The sequence below is a fragment of the Streptomyces sp. NPDC030222 genome, assembly GCF_055573115.1.
Genome location: NZ_JBVICA010000007.1, coordinates 243635 through 262992 on the forward strand (window position 1 = coordinate 243635; position 19358 = coordinate 262992).

Consider the following 19358-nt stretch of genomic DNA (forward strand, 5'->3'; position numbering starts at 1 on the left):
GAAGGAGTCGTCGTTCCCGCCCTCCACAGGAAGAACATCGGTGTTCATGGGGTGTCACCGAATATTTTCCCGTGGTCCTCTTGAGGAAGAGATCCGGCGGCGGTTACCGTGGTGCCACGCGAGGTTCTCCCGTGGAGGAAGTGACATGACGGAAATTCTTGTGCAGGACGTGGCCACTGAGGGCATACCTGCCGACCTTCGGGTGGTCGGCCACCCCGCCTGGCCCGTGCTCAAGAATGCCGTGGAGGAGATCCGGCCATGGCAGTCGAAGGACGGTTCGATCGACTTCGACGCTGAAGGTGCGCCGTCCCGGGCCGCGGTCGAGGGCGTGCTCGCCCATGTGATCGGTGCCGTCGAGGAGCTCTCCCCGCTGCTTCCCCACGCCGCCGAGTACCACCGGGCGCTCGTCGCCGACCTGCGCAAGTGGGCGGCCGAGGGCTTCGGCGTGCCTGACTTCCTGGACTCGCTGATGGCCTTCCAGCCCGCCTCCGGGCGCGAGGACGGTCTCCAGCACCTGGTCGTCTTCCCGATGTACACCCAGAACGGCAACCCGAACCGCAACCTCGAGGCGGTCGTGCTGCGGATGGTGTGGCCGGACTGGCTGGCCGAGCTGGAGCGCACCCGCTACGACAACCCGCTGTTCCTCGGTATCACCTTCGAGGACTTCACCTCCGGCTACGACACCCACTCCGCGGTGCTCTTCCCGGAGACCATCGCCGTGCGCGAGGCGCCGGAGCGCTTCACCTGGGGCGGTATCTTCTGCGACCGCGAGGCCGCCCGCTTCCGCCGCGTCACCGACGCCGCCGTCGACATCCTCGGCCTCGAGCTGCCCGAGGACATCGCCGCCATGGTCCACGACCAGAAGCGCTGCGAGCAGGCCTTCGTGCTCTGGGACATGGTCCACGACCGCACCCACAGCCACGGCGACCTGCCCTTCGACCCGTTCATGATCAAGCAGCGCCAGCCGTTCTGGATGTACGGCCTGGAGGAGCTGCGCTGCGACCTCACCGCCTTCAAGGAGGCCGTGAAGCTCGAGGGCGAGGGCAACCGGCACGGCCGCGACGTGCAGTACGCGGTGCTCTTCGACCGCATGTTCCGCTTCCCGGTCTCCGGTGACCGCGTCCGCAACTACGACGGACTCGGCGGCCAGCTGCTCTTCGCGTACCTCCACAAGCACGACGTGGTGCGCTGGACGGACAACAAGCTGAGGATCGACTGGGAGCGCGCCCCCCAGGTCACCAACCAGCTCTGTGCCGAGATCGAGAAGCTGTACCGCGACGGCATCGACCGCCCGAAGCTGGTCCACTGGTTCGCCGCGTACGAGCTGGTCTCCACCTACCTCTCCCCGCACCCCGGCTCCGTCTGGGCCAAGGGCCCGGAGGCCCTGGACCTCACCCAGCCGCCGCGTAAGCTCGTCGACGACGTGCTGGACGACGAGTTTCCGCTCAGCATGTTCTTCGAGGCACTTGCGAAGAAGCTCAAGAGCGTGATCGCCTCCACCAAGGGAATTCGCGGGAACGCTTCAGGTATCGAGTTCGAGATCGGCAGCACCAAAGCCTCCTGATCGGGCGGTCGGCCCTCGCCGCAAGGCGGGGGCCTTCTTGCGTACGCTGACGCCCAACTGCCGCAAGCCGTACTCTCGAACCATGAGTGCCACGATCGGGGAACGCCTCCGGGAAGTTCGTAAGCGCCGGGGCATGAGTCAGCGCGAGCTGGCCGACAGTTCGGGAGTCTCCCTCTCGCTGATCCGCAAGCTGGAGCAAGGGGAGCGCAGTGACACACGCCTGGAGACGGCCCGCCTGCTGGCCGCCACGCTGAAGGTGTCCACCACCAGTCTCATCACCACCCATTCGGAGGAGTCGGCCGACCGGGCGACCGTCGACCGCTGGGCGCCCGTACACAGGGCTCTCGCAGCCCCTGCGGACCTCGCCGGGATCGACGAGGCACCCACCATCAACGGTGTACGAGACGCGCTGGACGCGGCGATGCCGCTCTTCGCGAAGGACCGCTTCTTCGAGCTCGGAGCAGCCCTTCCTCCACTCCTGCGCGACGCCGACGTGCTCGCCGCGATCGACCCGAGAGGCCGGGCGATGCGGGTAAGGCTCCTCCAGCTCACCGGGTGGCTCCTGACCCAGACGAGGCAGTTCGACGCCGCCGACATGGCCCTCGACAGGGCCCTCGACGACGCCTCAGACCGCCTCCAGGGGGCCGCGACCGTCAACACCCAGTGCTGGCTCCTCCTCCGTAAAGGGAGGCTCGCAGAGGCGCGTGAGCTGGCCGTCAGGTGGGCCGACGACACCGAACCACGCATGTCCCGCGCCACTCCGGCCGAGCTGAGTGCCTGGGGATGGCTCCTGCTTCGCGTGTCGGCCGCAGCCGTGCGAGACAGCCGGGCCGGCGAGGCTGAGGATGCCCTGCGACTGGCTCAGTCTGCCGCAGTAGCCATCGGACGTGAGTACGCCCCCGACGACGACTTCCTGCGCACCTTCGGGCCCGTCACCGTGGCTCTGAAGCGCACGGAGAACGCCTCGGTGGTCAGCCAGCCGGACAAGGTGCTCTCCCTGGCTCAGCGCATCCCTGTGGACGTGCTGAAGCCGACCTCGAACAACCGGAACCGTCACCTGCTCGACGTCGCGGACGCTCACGCGCGTACGAGGCAGTACGGGGAGGCTGTCGAGGTGCTTCAGAAGATCCAGGCGGGCTCCCCGCAGTGGCTGCCGAACCAGCGGTACGCCCGAGACATCCTCGGCCGAGTGGTGAGCAAGCGGAGGACGCTCACGCCTGAGATGCGCCAACTGGCAGACGCGGTTGGTCTGCCGAAGTGACACCTTGTGGCACTTCCATCTGGCTCTCCGTCAAAGTGCCATCGACGGAGCGTAGTTCCTGGTCGTAGCGTCGATGCATGGCCACGACGGAGAGAGACCAGAGCGTGCCGCCGAGGGACTGCGAGCCCGGCGAAGTCATGTGGGACTTGGGCAGGGATGTGCCCGGCGTCGTCATGGGGCACCACGGCGGAGACCGTGTGCAGATGCGCGCTGTCAGCGGAGGCAAGGAGTGGGATGCGCTGGAGGTGCGTCCCCTCACCCCGCGCGAGAGGCTGAGCCTGCACCTGGCGGCGCGCAACGAGGCGACGAAGGCGAGGCCATGAGCGGCCCGCACACGGTCGTCGCACACAAGACATGGACGCTCACGCCCGACCGTGAACCGGATGCCGCGCCCGTCACCCACCAGATGAGGTGCGACGTGTGCGGCGATGCCTCGGGCGCCGAAGGGGACTGGGAGCCGCCCCAGACGTGGGCGCTGGAGCACTCCGGACGGAACCCGTCGCACCACAGCTACCGCGAGATCATCACGCGGCCGTGGCGCACGTTCATGCACAACTCCTGAGACCAGCCCCGTCCATCAATGCCCCCCGTCGTGGATGGGTGGGGCCCTGTGCCCCGCCTCGCCAGCCGTGACACAGGAAGGCCGGCTGGCGGGGCGGTGAGTGGAAGCACGGATCGGAAAGCGACGAGAAGAGGAAGAGATGACGCTCACCCTCGAACCGCCCGTGGGCACGTCCACCCGCGACCCGAAGGAACTGCTCAACGCCGTCCAGCCCCACCTCCAGCACCTGACCGTGAACATCCTCGATGGCGGAACGTCCATCTGGGACCGCGAAGTCGCGCTGCTCCTGCGCGACAACACGATGGTCCGCGACATGGCCGAGCGAATCCTCGGCCAGGCCGTCGCGTACACGGTAGCGACCATGGAGCACAAGGACGTACACCTCGGCGTCGGCAAGCTCGTCGACATCGGCGTCCATCAGCTCATCCTCGACACGCCGGTCTACTTCGCGATGTGCGACGTCTACAACGGCGGCGCGTACCGGCACCACGCTCCCTTCATCCAGCGTCGCGGCGACGGCCTGTGCCTGTGCACGGCGGACTTCCTCCGCTCGGACGGCTGGGACGTCGACGAGGAGCTGTGGGCGATCGACGGGGCCGAGTGCTCGCCGTGCGACAACAAGGTCCCCGACAGCCACTGATCCCGATACGGTGCCCCTGCCCTCGCTTCGAGGGTGGGGGGCACCGCCGTCCGTACCACCGACAGAGGACTCCATGCCTGTACCTCACGACCTCGCCGCCGAGACCGAGATGTGGGACGCCTACGCCGCGTCTGCGTTCAAGGACGACGCTGAGCCGACGTTCTGCTGGACGCAGTACGCCGGACACGGGCCCGGCCCCGAGCTTCTGGGCGACCCCTCGACCGCGCTGGAGATCGGCTGCGGTACTGGTCGAGCCCTGGCGTACTTGGCCAGCCGTGGCGTCAAGGTGGAGGGGGTCGACCTGTCGCCGGTCATGGTCGAGAAGACCCGGCAGAAGTGGGGCGGCGTGACCTTCCACCAGGGCGACATCCTGGAACACCTCGCGTCGCGCGAGGACACCTACGACGCGATCTACTCGATCTTCGGCGCGGTTTGGTTCGCCGACCCTGGTCGCCTCTTCCCGCTCGTCCGTCAACGCCTCAACCCTGGCGGCGTGTTCGTGTTCTCCCAGCCGCCGGCCATCCCCGGCGCCTACGGCCCGCAGGGTATGTACAAGGGCGGCTTCGCGGGGAAGGCGATGTTCACCTACCGCTACAGCTACCGGCCTGCGGTGTGGGAGCGCCTGCTGACCGGGGCGGGATTCGCCAGTGCTTCGGCGAACGTATTGGAGGCCCCGAAGGAGGGGCACATCGGCACGCTCATCGTGACGGCGCGGACGGGCTGACCCCCGAGACGACGAAGAGAGCCCCCTGCCAGCCGACCGGGGGGCTTCGCGCGTTCTGATGTCTGAGTCCGAGGGGGGACCATGCGAACCACGACCCGGCCGCGCACGCACAAGACTCTGCGGGTCGCCATCTACCTGCGCGTTTCCACGTCGAAGCAGCTCGACGGCTACGGCCTCGACGTGCAGGACGAGCTATGCCGCGCATGGGTCGACTACCAGCTCAAGAACACGCTGTACACCATCGTGGACGTCTACTGCGACGGGGGAGTGTCCGGCAAACTTGCACACCGCGACGACCTCGACCGCCTGACGTCGGACATCGAGGCCGGCCTGATCGACGTCGTTGTCTTCGCCAAGCTGGACCGCATCGGCCGCACCATGCGCAACATCCACCGCTGGGTCTACGACGTGACCGACCACGGCGTCCGCGTCGCCACTGCCGACGGCCGCATCGACTCCGACGACCAGATGTTCGGGATTCAGCTCTCCCTCCTGGCGTACATGGCCGAGGTCGAGCACGCGCTGATCCTGGAGCGCACGATGGGCGGCCGGATGAAGAAGATCTCCGGGGGAGGCTGGGCCAGCGGCACCCCGCCCTACGGCTACATGCTCGACGAGGAAGGCGAGCCCGTCGTCAACCCGGCCGAGCTCGAAGTCGTCGAGAAGTTCGCCGAGCTGGCGATCGACCGCAAGATGTCCCGAGGCGTGTGCGCCGACGAGTTGAACGAGCTGGAGTACCGCACGCGCACCGGCAAGCTGTGGGAGGGCAACAACCTGATCCTCCGCATGCGCCTGGCCATCCGTGGATACGTGGACTTCACCTTCTCGGGCGTGAACGAAGACGGCGAGGAGATCACCACCGCCTACCGCCTGGAACTGCCCCCTCTGTTCGAGGACGAGAGTCGGCGCAAGGCCCTGGAAGCCGTCCTGGAGGACATGAAGGGCACCCCCCGGACCTCCTACAGCAACCACCTGCTCTCCGGCCACCTGATCAGCCAGTGCGGACACAGCCGGTACGGCTCGGCCCGCCACGAGTACGGCGACATGGTCTACCGGTGCTCGAACTCGGCTTCAGTCGACGAGGGGCACGCCTGCAAGCAGATTCCCGGCGTGGAGACCGAGAAGGTGGTGTGGGACGAGGTCGCCAAGAAGCTGGCCGACCCAGAGTCGATCAAGGGGTTGGTCGACGAGTGGCTGGGCGCCATCCCCGAGCGCGCAGAGTCCTACCGGACCCGCATGCAGGAGATCGACGACAAGCTGAACAAGCTCCGCAACACCCGGCGCAAGAAGATCGCCATGTTGGTCGCCTCTCTCGACGAGGACGACGAGGAGGACCTGAAGCTGCTCGCCGAGCTGAAGGAAGAGATCGCCACCAAGGAGAAGGAGCTCCGCGAGGAGCAGGATCGGATCGCCGAGTGGCTGGAGGAGGCCGAGCACAAGGAGGAGCGGGCCGAGAGTATGCGCGCGCTGATCGACCGGATCGGCACCAACGTCCACGATCTTGAGCAGGTCGACAAGAAGCGCCTCCTGGAGCTCCTTCGTGTGCGGGTCGAGATCGTCGGCGACAGCACGTCCGGCCAGAAGGGCGGGACCAAGGACCCGATGCTGGAGTGGCACCGCAAGAACGAGATCACGATCCCGCTCGCCGTCTCCGACGAGCAGTGGGCGCGAGTCGAAGGCATCCTGGCAGGAGGGCGCAAGCCCAAGCCCGAGGACCGGGCGTGCTTCGAGATGCTGCTGGAGAAGCTGCGCGAGATCAAGGGGTGGCACGACTACGACCGCGACGAGCGCATGGGCGGGAAGGGCTGGGGCTTCTTCTACCGCCTCGGTCGCCGCTGGTTCGCCGAGGGGATGTACGCCAAGGCTCTGGAGATGATGGGCCCATACGATGGAACTGAAGCTCCTACTGGTTACACTCTGCCTCCCATGAGGATTTACGGTGCGATCGAAGATTCCACGGAGGATGTAGTGAAAACTGAAGCGGGCGAGCGAACTACTTCCACCAAGGGAATCACCGCGGCCGCCGCCGAGCAGGCCGCTGCATGAGTGCTCGCGCGGAAGGGGCGGAGACGATGAACGAGAACGGCAACGGCGGGGGGCCGCTGAGCGGTGCCGTCGTGGCGGTGGCCGGCGCGGCCGGCCCGGCCGGACGGGCCACCCTGCTGCGACTGGCCGAGGCGGGCGCCACGGTCGTCGCGGCGGACGCGGACGCCGCGCGTCTGGCCGAGGCGGTCGACGCCGCACGGTACGCCCACGGGGGCGCCACCGTCACCGGTGACACCGTCGACCTGCTGGACCTGGACGCGACCCGCGCCTGGGCCGAGCACATCGAGAAGGACTTCGGCCGGATCGACGGCCTCGTCCACCTCGTGGGGGGCTGGCGCGGCAGCGCGTCCTTCACCGACACGGACCTCGCCGACTGGAACCTGCTGGAGAAGCTGCTGATCCGCACGGTCCAGCACACTTCGCTCGCTTTCCACGACGGACTGCTGCGCAGCGACCGGGGCCGCTTCGTGCTGGTCAGCGCAGCCGGCGCGACCAAGCCCAACGCGGGCAACGCCGCGTACGGCGCCGCCAAGGCCGCCGCGGAGGCGTGGACCCTCGCTCTCGGGGACTCCTTCCGCAAGGCGGGGGGCGACGCGGGCCCGAACGCCGCTGCCGGCATCCTGGTGATCAAGGCACTGGTGCACGACGCCATGCGCGCGGAGCGCCCCAACGCGAAGTTCGCGGGTTTCACGGACGTCAAGGAACTGGCCGAGGCCATCGTCGGCGTCTGGGACCGTCCCGCCGAGGAAGTGAACGGAAACCGTCTGTGGCTGACCCCCAAGCCGTGATCCCCACCAAGACCGACGCGCGTCGACACCACGACCCCGCGGTCCGCGGCTTCGCCAGTGACAACTACGCCGGAATCCATCCGGAGGTTCTCGCGGCGATCGCCCTCGCCAACGGCGGCCACCAGGTCGCCTACGGCGACGACGAGTACACCGACCATCTGCAGCGCGTCATGCACAGCCACTTCGGCCTGCACGCGGAGACCTTCCCGGTCTTCAACGGAACCGGCGCCAACGTCGTCGCGCTCCAGGCGCTCACCGACCGCTGGGGCGCGGTGATCTGCGCCGAGAGCGCCCACATCAACGTGGACGAGGGCGGCGCACCCGAGCGGATGGGCGGCCTGAAACTCCTCACCGTCCCCACGCCCGACGGCAAGCTCACCCCCGAGCTGATCGACCGGCAGGCATGGGGCTGGGAGGACGAGCACCGGGCCATGCCGCAGGTGGTGTCGATCACCCAGAACACCGAGCTGGGCACGGTCTACACCCCCGACGAGATCCGGGCCATCTGCGAGCACGCGCACGAGCGCGGCATGAAGGTGCACCTCGACGGCGCCCGGATAGCCAACGCCGCCGCGTCCCTGGACGTGCCGATGCGCGCGTTCACCAACGCGGTGGGCGTCGACGTGATCAGCTACGGCGGCACCAAGAACGGCATGATGGCGGGCGAGGCGGTCGTCGTCCTCAACCCCGACGCCGTCCGGAGGATGAAGCACCTGCGCAAGCTGTCCATGCAGCTCGCCTCCAAGATGCGTTTCTTCTCCGTACAGTTCGAGGCCCTGCTCGCGCGCGACCTCTGGCTGCGCAACGCCCGGCACGCCAACTCCATGGCCCGGCGGCTGGCGGACGGCGTGCGCCAGGTCGACGGTGTGGAGATCCTCTACCCCGTCCAGGCCAACGCGGTGTTCGCCAAGCTCCCGCACGACGTGAGCGAACGCCTGCAGAAGCGTTACCGCTTCTACTTCTGGAACGAGGCCGAGGGCGTCGTGCGCTGGATGTGCTCCTTCGACACCACGGAGGAGGACGTCGACGGCTTCCTCACCGCGCTGAAGGAAGAGATGGGCCGTTAGGGGGTGTCCGCCCCTGATCCACCGGACACCCCTGGCCAGGGGTGCCCTCCTGACGCACGGAAAAAGGGCCGGGCCGAGGTCGTACGACCTCGGCCCGGCCCTTTCTCCTGCTGTCGCGGCCGTGATGAGCCGGGCTCGCGGCGGCCGCGGTGGCGACCGCCGCAGTGACGTTTCAGCCCGCCTCGCGCACCGCATCCGGCGTCGGAGCGGTGCCCCCGAGGTGGGCGGGGATCCACCAGGTGTCGTCGGCATCCTTGGGGCGCACCGGATAGGCCCGCTGCGCCGCCTCCAGCAGCTCCTGGACGCGCTCGCGCAGCCGCCGGGTGATGGCACCCGCGTACTGGTCCTTGGGGGCCTCCATGGGCTCGCCGACCCGGATGGTCACCGGAATGTGGTTGCGCCCCAGATTGCGCGGCCGGCCCTTGGTCCACAGCCGCTGGGTGCCCCACAGCGCCATCGGTATCAGCGGGACCCCGGCCTCCTGGGCGAGGCGCGCAGCACCGGACTTGAAGCCCTTCAGGGTGAACGACTGCGAGATCGTCGCCTCGGGGAAGACGCCCACGATCTCCCCGGAACGCAACGACTCGAGGGCGTGCGCATAGGCGGCCTCGCCCTGCGAACGGTCGACCGGGATGTGCTTCATCGCACGCATCAGCGGTCCCGAGACCCGGTGCCGGAAGACCGACTCCTTGGCCATGAACCGCACGAGCCGCTTCTGCGGCAGAGCTCCGAGGCCGGAGAAGATGAAGTCCAGGTAGCTGATGTGGTTGCTCACGAGGACCGCGCCGCCGGTGCGCGGGACATTCTCCGAACCGCCGACGTCGATCTTGAGGTCGAGCGCCTTGAACATCCCGAGCGCGGCGCCGATGACCGGCCGATAGACGAGCTCTGCCATGTGAGGGGGAAGCCCTTCTCTGCTTGTCCCGGGGAAGGTCTCCCGGCGGAAGTTACGCGGCCGTAGGTTTTCGGCGTCGGCCTGATCGTGCCTGACAGCGGCTGAAGTAGCCAGTCCTGGGCGCCCCTCGGCGGGAGATCCTCGTCACGTCACCGCAAGCGTACTGTCACTCGGAGCAGCGGAGCAGCGGCCGGTCGGGAATGCCGACCGGTCCTCGGACGCTGCCGACGCGGGACGGCGTGGCCCTGTGGAGCGCCCGAGCGGGCGCTCGGGCGGGCGGCGTACGGTTCACCGGGGAACGGACAAGGAGGGTGACGGTGCCGGGAAGCGACGGCGGCAGGAGGCTCGGCGTGGCCGAGCTGGGCGGCGAGCTCGGGGAACGGGCCACGCTCGTCCAGTTCTCGAGCGCTTTCTGCCAGCCTTGCCGGGCAACGCGGCGCACCCTCGCGGAGGTGGCGGACATGGTGGACGGCGTGGCGCACATCGAGATCGACGCCGAGGCGCACCTCGGTCTCGTACGTGAACTGGACATCGCCAGGACCCCCACGGTGCTGGTGCTCGACGAGTCCGGGCGCATCGTGCGCCGGGCCTCGGGCCAACCGCGCCGGGCCGATGTCATCGCTGCACTGGGGGCGGCCGTCCGGGTGGCCGTGAGACGCGCCGTATGACGCTGCTCCCATATCCCGGAAGCGGCTTGACTGCACTCGGCACCGATCGCCAGGCTGTCCGCGTGCCGTCAATTCTCCTTCTCTTCGGGCGCCGCCACGTCGACCTCGCCCGCACTGCGAGCGCGTGCTGTCCCGGCGGCTGAGCCGCCGCCCCGGACCTGCACGCCGCCCACCCAGAAGGACAACTCCATGACGGCAACCTCTGACCTCGACATCGCCCTGCTCGCGTCGCCCGAACCGACTTCGTCCGAACCGGCCTCGTTCGAACCGGCCTCGTTCGAACCGGCCTCGTTCGAACCGGCCTCGTTCGAACCGGCCTCGCCCGAACTCCTGCGCTCCGTCTTCCGGCAGCACGCAGCGGGCGTTGCCGTGATCACCGCATCGGCCGAGGGGCGTCCCTTCGGATTCACCGCGACCTCGCTCACGTCGGTCGCCGCCGAGCCGCCGCTGGTCTCCTTCGGTATCGGGACCGCTTCGTCGACCTGGCCTGCCGTGTCGACGGCCGGGCACGTCGGTGTCCACATACTCGGCGAGCATCAGGGCGAGCTGGCCGCCACCTTCGCGCGCAGCGGCGCCGAACGGTTCGCCCCGCCCACGCGCTGGCGCCCCGGTCCCGAGGGCGTCCCCCTGCTGGACGGCGTACTGTCCTGGCTGGTGTGCCGGGTCGTCGGCCGGGTGCCCGCCGGGGACCACCGCATCGTGATCGCCGAGGCCGTCGCCGGTGATCCCGCAGGCGCTGGCCGGCCGCTGCTGTACCACCAGGGCCGCTTCAACGCTCTGAGGGACTGAGAGTTCCCGATTACACAGCGTTGCGAAGGTCACAGTTCAAAGCGCTTGCTCAGGGGGGAACACCTGGGTGTACTGGCGAGTAATATTTCGTTCGGAGCGGCGGCCGCCCCGATCGGGAATCGCCCCTTCAGGCGCCTATGCTGCCTGCAAGAAGGCAGCTCAGTTATGACGATGCAGTAGGAGAGCCGGCGTGAGCTTGAGGATCGTTGTCTGTGTGAAGTACGTGCCCGACGCCACCGGCGACCGGCACTTCGCCGAGGACCTGACCGTCGACCGCGACGACGTGGACGGTCTGCTCTCGGAGCTCGACGAGTACGCGGTCGAGCAGGCGCTGCAGATCGCCGATGAGGCGGACGACGCCGAGATCACCGTGCTGACCGTGGGCCCCGAGGACGCCAAGGACGCGCTGCGCAAGGCGCTCTCCATGGGCGCCGACAAGGCCGTCCACGTCGAGGACGACGACCTCCACGGCACCGACGTCATGGGCACCTCGCTCGTGCTCGCCAAGGCCATCGAGAAGACCGGCTACGACCTGGTCGTCTGCGGTATGGCCTCCACCGACGGCACCATGGGCGTGCTCCCCGCGATCCTGGCCGAGCGCCTGGGCGTCCCGCAGGTCACCCTGCTCTCCGAGGTCTCGGTCGAGGACGGCACCGTCAAGGGCCGCCGCGACGGCGACACCGCCAGCGAGCAGCTGGAGGCCTCCCTGCCGGCCGTCGTGTCCGTGACCGACCAGTCCGGCGAGGCCCGCTACCCGTCCTTCAAGGGCATCATGGCCGCCAAGAAGAAGCCGGTGGAGTCCCTGGACCTCTCCGACCTCGACATCGAGGCGGAGGAGGTCGGCCTGGAGGGTGCCTGGACCGCGGTCGACTCCGCGGCCGAGCGTCCCGCCCGTTCCGCCGGCACCATCGTCAAGGACGAGGGCGAGGGCGGCAAGCAGCTCGCGGAGTTCCTCGCGAGCCAGAAGTTCATCTGAGCTTCGGCCGTCCCCGCAACAGCCCCCAGAAACTTCGCATTCGCAGGAGAACAACCCCATGGCTGAAGTCCTCGTCTACGTCGACCACGTGGACGGCTCCGTCCGCAAGCCCACCCTCGAGCTGCTGACGCTGGCCCGCCGCATCGGTGAGCCCGTCGCCGTCGCCCTCGGCTCCGGTGCCGAGGCCACCGCCGCCACGCTCGCCGAGCACGGCGCGGTGAAGGTCCTGACCGCCGACGCGCCCGAGTTCGCCGAGTACCTGGTCGTCCCGAAGGTGGACGCGCTGCAGGCCGCCTACGACGCCGTCTCGCCTGCCGCCGTGCTGGTCCCGTCCTCCGCGGAGGGCAAGGAGATCGCGGCCCGCCTCGCGGTCCGCATCGGTTCCGGCATCATCACCGACGCCGTCGACCTCGAGGCCGGCGACGAGGGTCCGGTCGCGACCCAGTCGGTGTTCGCCGCCTCCTTCACCACCAAGTCCCGTGTGTCCAAGGGCACTCCGGTCATCACCGTGAAGCCGAACTCGGCTCCGGTCGAGGCCGCTCCGGCCGCCGGCGCGGTCGAGGCCCTGTCGGTCACGTTCGGTGAGAAGGCCACCGGCACCAAGATCGTCTCCCGCACTCCGCGCGAGTCGACCGGCCGCCCCGAGCTGACCGAGGCCGCGATCGTGGTCTCCGGTGGCCGCGGCGTCAACAGCGCCGAGAACTTCGTGATCATCGAGGCGCTGGCCGACTCCCTCGGTGCCGCCGTCGGCGCCTCGCGCGCCGCCGTCGACGCCGGCTGGTACCCGCACTCCAACCAGGTCGGTCAGACCGGCAAGTCGGTCTCCCCGCAGCTGTACATCGCCTCTGGCATCTCCGGCGCGATCCAGCACCGGGCCGGTATGCAGACCTCGAAGACCATCGTGGCCATCAACAAGGACGCCGAGGCCCCGATCTTCGAGCTGGTCGACTACGGCGTCGTCGGCGACCTCTTCGACGTCGTCCCGCAGCTGACGGAGGAGGTCAAGGCCCGCAAGGGCTGACCTCCGCTCGTAACGGGCACGGGGCCGCGTGGTGACACACCGCGCGGCCCCGTCGCCATTCGGGCGACCATTGACGCAGATCAGGTGCCCCGGATAGCTTCGCCATGCGGATTCCTGATTCCGTGACGCGGAAAGCTGGAGGGTAATGGCCATGGTTCAGCAGGAGAACGTCGCAACGAGCCTCGCGGGCGCGGTCAGCGAGGGCATCAGCGCCTCCCTCGCACCCGTGGACGCAGAACTCGCCCGCCGCTACCCGGGCGACCCCGGCACCCGCCAGCCGGTGCACACCGTCTACGTCCCCGCCGACGCCTTCGACGCCGGAACCATCCGCTCGTGGGGCGACCGTGCCCTCGCCGCGCTCGACGAACACGCCCCGGACGCCCGCGCACTCGCCTCCGTGCTCGGGCTCCCAGACGAGCTCGCCGAGCCCGTCCACAGCCGCGTACGCGCCAAGCTGGAGCGCGAACCGGTCGAGGACCTCCGGATCGACTTCGAGGACGGCTACGGACCGCGACCCGATGCCGAGGAAGACCAGGCCGCCGCCCGCGCCGCCCGTCTCGTCGCCGAGGCGTACGCCGACGGCACGGCCGCACCGTACATGGGCATCCGCGTGAAGTGCATGGAGGCCGCCGTACGTGACCGCGGTATCCGCACCCTCGACGTCTTCCTCACCGGCCTCATGGCGCACGGCGGCCTCCCCGACGGCCTCGTGCTGACCCTCCCCAAGGTCACCTACACCGAGCAGGTCACCGCCGTGGTGAGGCTCCTGGAAGCCTTCGAGGAGGCCCACGGCCTGCCCCCCGGCCGCATCGGCTTCGAGATCCAGATCGAGACCAGCCAGGCCATCCTGGCCGCCGACGGCACCGCCACCGTCGCCCGCATGATCGGCGCAGCCGGGGGCCGCGCCACCGGCCTCCACTACGGCACGTTCGACTACAGCGCCTGCGTCGGCGTCAGCGCCGCCTACCAGGCAAGCGACCACCCCGCCGCCGACCACGCCAAGGCGGTCATGCAGGTCGCCGCCGCGGGCACCGGCGTCCGCGTCTCCGACGGCTCCACGAACGTCCTGCCCGTCGGCACCACCGAACACGTCCACGAGGCCTGGAGGCTCCACTACGGTCTCACCCGGCGAGCCCTCGCCCGCGCCTACCACCAGGGCTGGGACATGCACCCCGGGCACCTCCCGACCCGCTACGCCGCCGTGTTCGCCTTCTACCGCGAAGGCCTGGAACAGGCAGCCGCCCGTCTCAGGGCCTATGTCGCCAAGGTCGAGGGGGACGTCATGGACGAACCGGCCACCGCGAAGGCCCTCGGCGGATACCTCGTCCGCGGCCTCGACTGCGGCGCCGTCGACGACGACGAGGTCACCCGGCTGACCGGCCTCACCCGCGCCGAACTCGACGCCTTCGCGATCCCGCGCCGCTCCGGGACGCTGACCGCGGGGCCGCGGTAGTTCATCGCGGGGCCGTCGTACTTCGCCACGGGCCGCGTCGGTCCACGCGGCACCGGAGCGGGCCCGGCGGAGCCTCCATGCCCGGCTGCTCACTCCGGCCGGGACATGGCCGAAGCGGCCATGGAGCGGATCCGGCGACTTCCTCGATCATGTCGGGAGAGCCGCACGACGACGGCGACCGTGCCGGTCCGGGCCGACGACGGCTACCGGTTCGAGGGCGGAGGGATCTCGCCCGACCCCCGGGGGACAAGCACCGTCGGCAGTACGGTCCGTGACGGTGCGTCGGACGCCCCGTCGAGACGGCGGAACAGCCGTTCCGCCGCCGTGCGGCCCAGCGCCGCCGCGTCCTGCGCGACGACCGTGAGCCCCGGCTGCAGCAGATCGGCGAGTTCGATGTCGTCGAAGCCGACCAGTGCGACCGGCCGTTCGCGCCCGGCCAGGACCCGGATCACGGTGACCGACACCCGGTTGTTGCCGGCGAAGATCGCGGTGACGGGGTCGGGCCCCTCCAGCATCTCCTCGGCGACCCCCCGGACCCGCTCGGGACCGGTCGAACCCAGCGACACCCAGGAGGGATCGACGGGCAGCCCCGCATCGGCCATCGCGGCACGGTAGCCGCGCAACCGCTCGGTGGCGGTGTGAATGCGGGGGTGGTCGCCGATGAAGCCGATCCTGCGGTGCCCGTGGGCGATCAGATGGGCCACGCCCTCCCGGGCGCCGCCGAAGCTGTCCGAGACCACCACATCGGCGTCGATCATCCCGGCGGGGCGGTCGACGAACACCACGGCCACGCCCGCCGCGATCTCCTGCTCCAGGTAGCGGTGGTCGCGGCCCGCGGGGATCACGATCAGTCCGTCCACGCGTCGTGCGCACAGGGCGAGGGCCAACTCCTGCTCGCGTTCCGGGTCCTCCGCGCTGGAACCGTTGATCAGCAGGGCCCCGTGGGCGCGGGCCGTCTCCTCGACGGCACGGCTGAGCGGTCCGTAGAAGGGGTCCGCGAGATCCTCCAGGACGAGGCCCACGCTGGCGGTCCGGCCCTTGCGCAGCACGCGGGCGCTGTCGTTGCGGCGGAAGCCCAGGGCCTCGATCGCCTCCTGCACGCGCCGTTCGGTGTCCGGGGTGACGCCCGGCTCGCCGTTCACCACCCGGGACACCGTCTTGAGGCCCACCCCGGCGCGGGCGGCGACGTCCTTCATCGTCGGCCGGTTGCCGTAACGGGTCTCGGGGCGTCGGGCGGTAGGCGAGGCCACAGTGCGCTGTCCTGTTCGTCGTCGGGTCGTGTGTGCGACTCTGTGCCTTTGAGCATAGGCCCTGGACAACGTTGTCAGGGCAGTGGAGACTGGTGATCGGAAACGTCCGCAACCAGCTCACCTGGAGATCCCGAACAGATGCACACCGACCTCGTCGCGGCGCTCGACATCGGCGGCACCAAGATCGGCGGAGCCCTGGTCGACGACACCGGCCGGATCCTCGTCCGGGCGCAGCGGCCGACCCCGGCAGGCGAGGACGGGGAGACGGTCGCACGGGCGCTGGACGCCGTCCTCGGCGAGCTGACGCGGTCTCCGCTGTGGGCGGGCGTCTCGGCCGTCGGGATCGGGAGCGCGGGTCCGGTGGATGCGTCCGAGGGCACGGTCAGCCCGGTGAACATTCCGGGCTGGCGCGGGTTTCCGCTCGTCAGCCGGGTCCTGGCGGCCACCGGCGGGCGGCTGCCGGTGGAACTGGTCGGCGACGCCGTCGCGATGACGGCCGCCGAGCACTGGCTCGGTGCGGCCAGGGGCCGGGACAACGCGCTGTGCATGGTGGTCTCGACCGGGGTGGGCGGCGGACTGGTCCTCGGCGGACGCGTCCACCCCGGCCCCACCGGCAACGCCGGTCACATCGGCCATGTCTGTGTGGAGCTGGACGGGGACCGGTGCCCCTGTGGTTCCCGCGGCTGTGTGGAGCGGATCGCCAGCGGCCCCAACATCGCCCGCCGGGCCCTCGCGAACGGCTGGATACCGGGACCGGACGCCGACACCTCGGCCGCCGCCGTCGCCGCGGCGGCCCACGCCGGCGATCCCGTCGCCGTGGCCTCCTTCGAACGCGCCGCACAGGCGCTGGCCGCCGGGGTCGCGGCCACCGCCTCCCTGGTGGAGATCGAGATTGCCGTGATCGGCGGGGGCGTGGCCGGCGCGGGTGAGGTCCTCTTCGCGCCCCTGCGCCGTTCCCTGCGCGACTACGCCACGCTGTCGTTCGCCCGGGACGTCCAGGTGGCCCCTGCCCGCATGGGCACCGACGCGGGCCTGGTCGGCGCCGCCGCTGCTGCGCTCGCCGCGGGGCGCGCCGCTGCCGGCGGTGCAGGGCGGGAGATCGTGTCCTCGGGCGGCCGTGAGAGGCGCCGGTAGCCTGACGGCCGTGCCGTCGGACGGCCGTCCGACGCCCGGCCTCTTCGGCTCGCCGTCCCGTATCCGCCGCACCCGTGAGGGCGGTGCCGACAGACCCGCGTAATGCCGGGGATGCAGGGCGGTCGAGACGGTTGATGCCAAATCCCACGGCCAGGCCCGGGACCTGCGTGAACGGGGGGATGTCCAGGGCAACTTGGGGGCCGGACCGGCTGGTGGTTCGGAGCCATGCTTCTGGACGACGGCCGGCGACTCAAGTTGACGCCCCCCGGGCCCGGCCTCCAGCGACCGGCCGGACTCCGCTGGGCAGCGAAAACACAGTTGACGCCCGCTCGGCGTGCACACGATCGGTGTGTGTCCCCGCAGCCCCGTATCAGCCCCTGCTCGCTCCGGTCGCAGCGTCTCTGATTGGCTTGGTGATCACCGGTGTCGTTCAGGGATGTGAGCCGATCGCCTTCGTGCCCTGGTGCTGGACGGCAGGAGCGGACAGCCCTCGTGGCACGTCCCTCCGGACGCCGGTCGGTGAGGTCTCGCGACCCCACCGAGGAGGGTGCTCGACATCGCCTGGGTGCCGGGCGTGCACATGACAGTCTGCCATGGCATTGCTACGGACCGCCAATCCGGCTGGTGGGCCTGCGCAGCGCCGTGCGTACTGCACTGCGGCGGGGGCGTCCCGGGGAACCCGATTGGTTTTCGTGGCAGGGTGTTGCGGGCAAGCCACTGAGGGCTACGGAAGAGGGGGACCCGTGATCGTCTGGATCAACGGTGCGTTCAGCGCGGGGAAGACGACCGTCGCGCGTGAGCTGATCGACCTGATCCCGAACAGTACGTGCTACGACCCCGAGGTGATCGGCGGAGCGTTGCGCCGGCTGCTGCCGCAGAAGCGGCTCGACGAGGTCGGTGACCACCGGGATCTGCCCATATGGCGGCGGCTGGTGGTGGACACCGCGGCGGCGATGCTCGCCGATCTGGGCGGCGTACTCGTGGTGCCCATGACGCTGCTGCGCCAGGAACACCGCGACGAGATCTTCGGCGGGCTCGCCGCCCGCCGGATCCCCGTCCACCATGTCCTGCTCACCTCCGATGAAACGATCCTGCGGCGACGTGGCGCCACCCTGGGGGCACCGGACGCCCCGGAGACCGGGGAACGGGCGCCGCACGGGTCACAGGAAAGCACCGAGGCCTACCGGGCGGCCCTGCCCTGGCTGGCCGCCGATGCCTACACCGTCGACAACAGCGCCCTCACGCCGGGCGAGACGGCCCGGGTCATCGCCGAAGCGGTCCACAGCGGGGAGGCGGGAGCCTGCGGGATCGTCCAGACCCCGGAACCCACGAGGGAGACCGTGGCCGCGGGTGTGCTGCTCTTCGACGCACAGGACCGCGTGCTGCTCGTCGACCCGACGTACAAGCCCGGCTGGGAGTTCCCCGGGGGCGTGGTGGAACCGGGCGAGGCTCCTGCACGCGCGGGGATCCGGGAGGTGGCCGAGGAGCTCGGTATCCGGCTCGGGCGGGTGCCGCGACTGCTCGTCGTGGACTGGGAACCCCCCAGGCCGCCCGCATTCGGGGGGTTGCGCCTGCTGTTCGACGGCGGGCGGCTCTCCGGCGCGGAAGCCGGCGGAGTGCGCCTTCCCGGCGCCGAACTGCGCGGTTGGTGCTTCGCCACCGAGGAGGAGGCCGCCGGGATGCTGCCTCCCGTGCGCTACGAGCGGCTGCGCTGGGCCCTGCGGGCCCGTGAGCGCTCAGCCGTGCTCAACCTGGAGGCCGGCGTCCCGGTCGGCTGACGCGCGGAGCACCGCCGCCGCGTCCGCGGTCAGCGGGTCCCCGTGGCCGAAGCACACCACCGACGGCTCCAGCGCGGCGAACCTGCGGAACGACGCCAGTACCTGCCCCCGGTCGACGTTGAACACGCCCGGCATCACCCCACCGACGCCCGCGACGGTGTCGCCGGTGAACAGCACCCCGTGCTCCGGCAGATGGACCGCGATCGAGCCGTCCGTATGACCGGGCGCGTGCACGACGACCGCCCCGCCGCCGAAGTCCAGCACCTCGCCGTCCACCACCTCACGGTCCACCCGGGTGGGCGGCGCGGGAGGGACCGTCAGGCCGTGCTCGTACAGGGGGACCTCCCAGTCGAGCAGCACGGGTTCGGGCACCGGACGCTCGCCGCGGATCACCGGGGCGTCCAGCGGATGCGCCACCACCTCGGCGCCGTACCGGTCCGCGAGCTCCTGGGCCGCTCCGACGTGGTCGCGGTGGCCATGGGTGAGAACGATGCGGCGGATGCCGTCCGGCCGCAGTCCGAGTCCCCGGATCGCGTCCTCGATCCGGGGCGCGGCATGGACGTTCCCCGCGTCGACGAGCGTGAGCTCGTCCCCGTCACGCCACAGATACGCCTGGCCGACCGGGAAGCGGAACATGTGCAGCCGCGGAAGCACTTCTACGAGATCCATACGCCGACCGTACGGCGGGCGCCTCTCCCGCCGTACGGATCTACGCTCTCAGCGGTCTTCGCTCTCGGCGGAG

At 70.1% G+C, this 19358-nt stretch carries 19 protein-coding genes; 16 read left to right on the forward strand and 3 right to left on the reverse strand.

Translation table 11 applies throughout. The features are described from left to right. Positions 1-145: 145 nt before the first annotated feature. From ACZ4Z5_RS13635 to ACZ4Z5_RS13670, 8 genes are all read left to right on the forward strand, one after another. Positions 146-1564, forward strand: a complete 1419-nt coding sequence (locus ACZ4Z5_RS13635; protein WP_468261248.1) for a DUF6421 family protein — start codon at positions 146-148, stop codon at positions 1562-1564. A gap of 82 nt (positions 1565-1646) precedes the next feature. Beyond that, the gene (locus ACZ4Z5_RS13640) at positions 1647-2825 is read left to right on the forward strand and encodes a helix-turn-helix transcriptional regulator (RefSeq protein WP_468261250.1); all 1179 of its coding nucleotides are present in this window, start codon (positions 1647-1649) and stop codon (positions 2823-2825) included. A gap of 319 nt (positions 2826-3144) precedes the next feature. Next, the gene (locus ACZ4Z5_RS13645) at positions 3145-3387 is read left to right on the forward strand and encodes a DUF7848 domain-containing protein (protein ID WP_468261253.1); all 243 of its coding nucleotides are present in this window, start codon (positions 3145-3147) and stop codon (positions 3385-3387) included. A gap of 139 nt (positions 3388-3526) precedes the next feature. Continuing rightward, positions 3527-4027, forward strand: a complete 501-nt coding sequence (locus ACZ4Z5_RS13650) for a hypothetical protein (protein ID WP_468261256.1) — start codon at positions 3527-3529, stop codon at positions 4025-4027. A 73-nt stretch (positions 4028-4100) separates the two neighbouring features. Then, positions 4101-4751: a class I SAM-dependent DNA methyltransferase gene (locus tag ACZ4Z5_RS13655; RefSeq protein WP_468261259.1), complete on the forward strand. Its 651-nt coding sequence runs from the start codon at positions 4101-4103 to the stop codon at positions 4749-4751. A gap of 81 nt (positions 4752-4832) precedes the next feature. Next, positions 4833-6797, forward strand: coding sequence for a recombinase family protein (locus tag ACZ4Z5_RS13660; RefSeq protein WP_468261261.1), 1965 nt, complete (start codon positions 4833-4835; stop codon positions 6795-6797). Beyond that, positions 6794-7585, forward strand: coding sequence for an SDR family NAD(P)-dependent oxidoreductase (locus ACZ4Z5_RS13665; protein WP_468261264.1), 792 nt, complete (start codon positions 6794-6796; stop codon positions 7583-7585). Before ACZ4Z5_RS13660 ends, ACZ4Z5_RS13665 begins: the two co-directional genes overlap by 4 nt. After that, complete coding sequence (locus ACZ4Z5_RS13670; protein WP_468261507.1) at positions 7582-8652, forward strand: threonine aldolase family protein; 1071 nt, start codon at positions 7582-7584, stop codon at positions 8650-8652. Before ACZ4Z5_RS13665 ends, ACZ4Z5_RS13670 begins: the two co-directional genes overlap by 4 nt. A gap of 172 nt (positions 8653-8824) precedes the next feature. Here the strand turns inward: ACZ4Z5_RS13670 and ACZ4Z5_RS13675 are convergent, their stop codons facing one another. Further along, a complete protein-coding gene (locus ACZ4Z5_RS13675; RefSeq protein WP_468261267.1) occupies positions 8825-9547 on the reverse strand; it encodes a lysophospholipid acyltransferase family protein in 723 nt (240 codons plus the stop codon). A gap of 200 nt (positions 9548-9747) precedes the next feature. Here ACZ4Z5_RS13675 and ACZ4Z5_RS13680 point away from each other — a divergent pair, with 200 nt between their 5' ends. From ACZ4Z5_RS13680 to ACZ4Z5_RS13705, 6 genes are all read left to right on the forward strand, one after another. Then, positions 9748-10215: a TlpA family protein disulfide reductase gene (locus ACZ4Z5_RS13680; protein WP_468261269.1), complete on the forward strand. Its 468-nt coding sequence runs from the start codon at positions 9748-9750 to the stop codon at positions 10213-10215. After that, entirely contained in the window at positions 10212-10358 is a 147-nt protein-coding gene (locus ACZ4Z5_RS13685) for a putative leader peptide (protein WP_468261272.1), read from the forward strand. The genes ACZ4Z5_RS13680 and ACZ4Z5_RS13685 overlap by 4 nt, the downstream gene beginning before the upstream one ends. A 46-nt stretch (positions 10359-10404) precedes the next feature. Continuing rightward, the gene (locus ACZ4Z5_RS13690; protein WP_468261275.1) at positions 10405-11004 is read left to right on the forward strand and encodes a flavin reductase family protein; all 600 of its coding nucleotides are present in this window, start codon (positions 10405-10407) and stop codon (positions 11002-11004) included. 190 nt (positions 11005-11194) lie between these two features. After that, positions 11195-11980, forward strand: a complete 786-nt coding sequence (locus ACZ4Z5_RS13695; protein ID WP_468261278.1) for an electron transfer flavoprotein subunit beta/FixA family protein — start codon at positions 11195-11197, stop codon at positions 11978-11980. Between the two features lie 58 nt (positions 11981-12038). Continuing rightward, positions 12039-13001: an electron transfer flavoprotein subunit alpha/FixB family protein gene (locus ACZ4Z5_RS13700; protein WP_468261281.1), complete on the forward strand. Its 963-nt coding sequence runs from the start codon at positions 12039-12041 to the stop codon at positions 12999-13001. Positions 13002-13152: 151 nt separating this feature from the next. Next, entirely contained in the window at positions 13153-14454 is a 1302-nt protein-coding gene (locus ACZ4Z5_RS13705) for a DUF6986 family protein (RefSeq protein ID WP_468261283.1), read from the forward strand. Positions 14455-14657: 203 nt separating this feature from the next. Here ACZ4Z5_RS13705 and ACZ4Z5_RS13710 read toward each other — a convergent pair whose 3' ends face one another. After that, positions 14658-15650, reverse strand: coding sequence for a LacI family DNA-binding transcriptional regulator (locus tag ACZ4Z5_RS13710; RefSeq protein ID WP_468261509.1), 993 nt, complete (start codon positions 15648-15650; stop codon positions 14658-14660). A gap of 192 nt (positions 15651-15842) precedes the next feature. On the opposite strand from ACZ4Z5_RS13710, the gene ACZ4Z5_RS13715 reads away from it, so the two are divergent. Both ACZ4Z5_RS13715 and ACZ4Z5_RS13720 read left to right on the forward strand, forming a co-directional pair. Continuing rightward, positions 15843-16838: an ROK family protein gene (locus tag ACZ4Z5_RS13715; protein ID WP_468261286.1), complete on the forward strand. Its 996-nt coding sequence runs from the start codon at positions 15843-15845 to the stop codon at positions 16836-16838. A 743-nt stretch (positions 16839-17581) separates the two neighbouring features. Further along, on the forward strand, positions 17582-18616 hold the full coding sequence (locus ACZ4Z5_RS13720; protein ID WP_468261289.1) for an NUDIX hydrolase: 1035 nt from the start codon (positions 17582-17584) through the stop codon (positions 18614-18616). On the opposite strand, the gene ACZ4Z5_RS13725 is transcribed toward ACZ4Z5_RS13720, so the two are convergent. Continuing rightward, positions 18575-19285: an MBL fold metallo-hydrolase gene (locus tag ACZ4Z5_RS13725; protein ID WP_468261291.1), complete on the reverse strand. Its 711-nt coding sequence runs from the start codon at positions 19283-19285 to the stop codon at positions 18575-18577. The genes ACZ4Z5_RS13720 and ACZ4Z5_RS13725 overlap by 42 nt on opposite strands. Positions 19286-19358 lie beyond the last annotated feature (73 nt).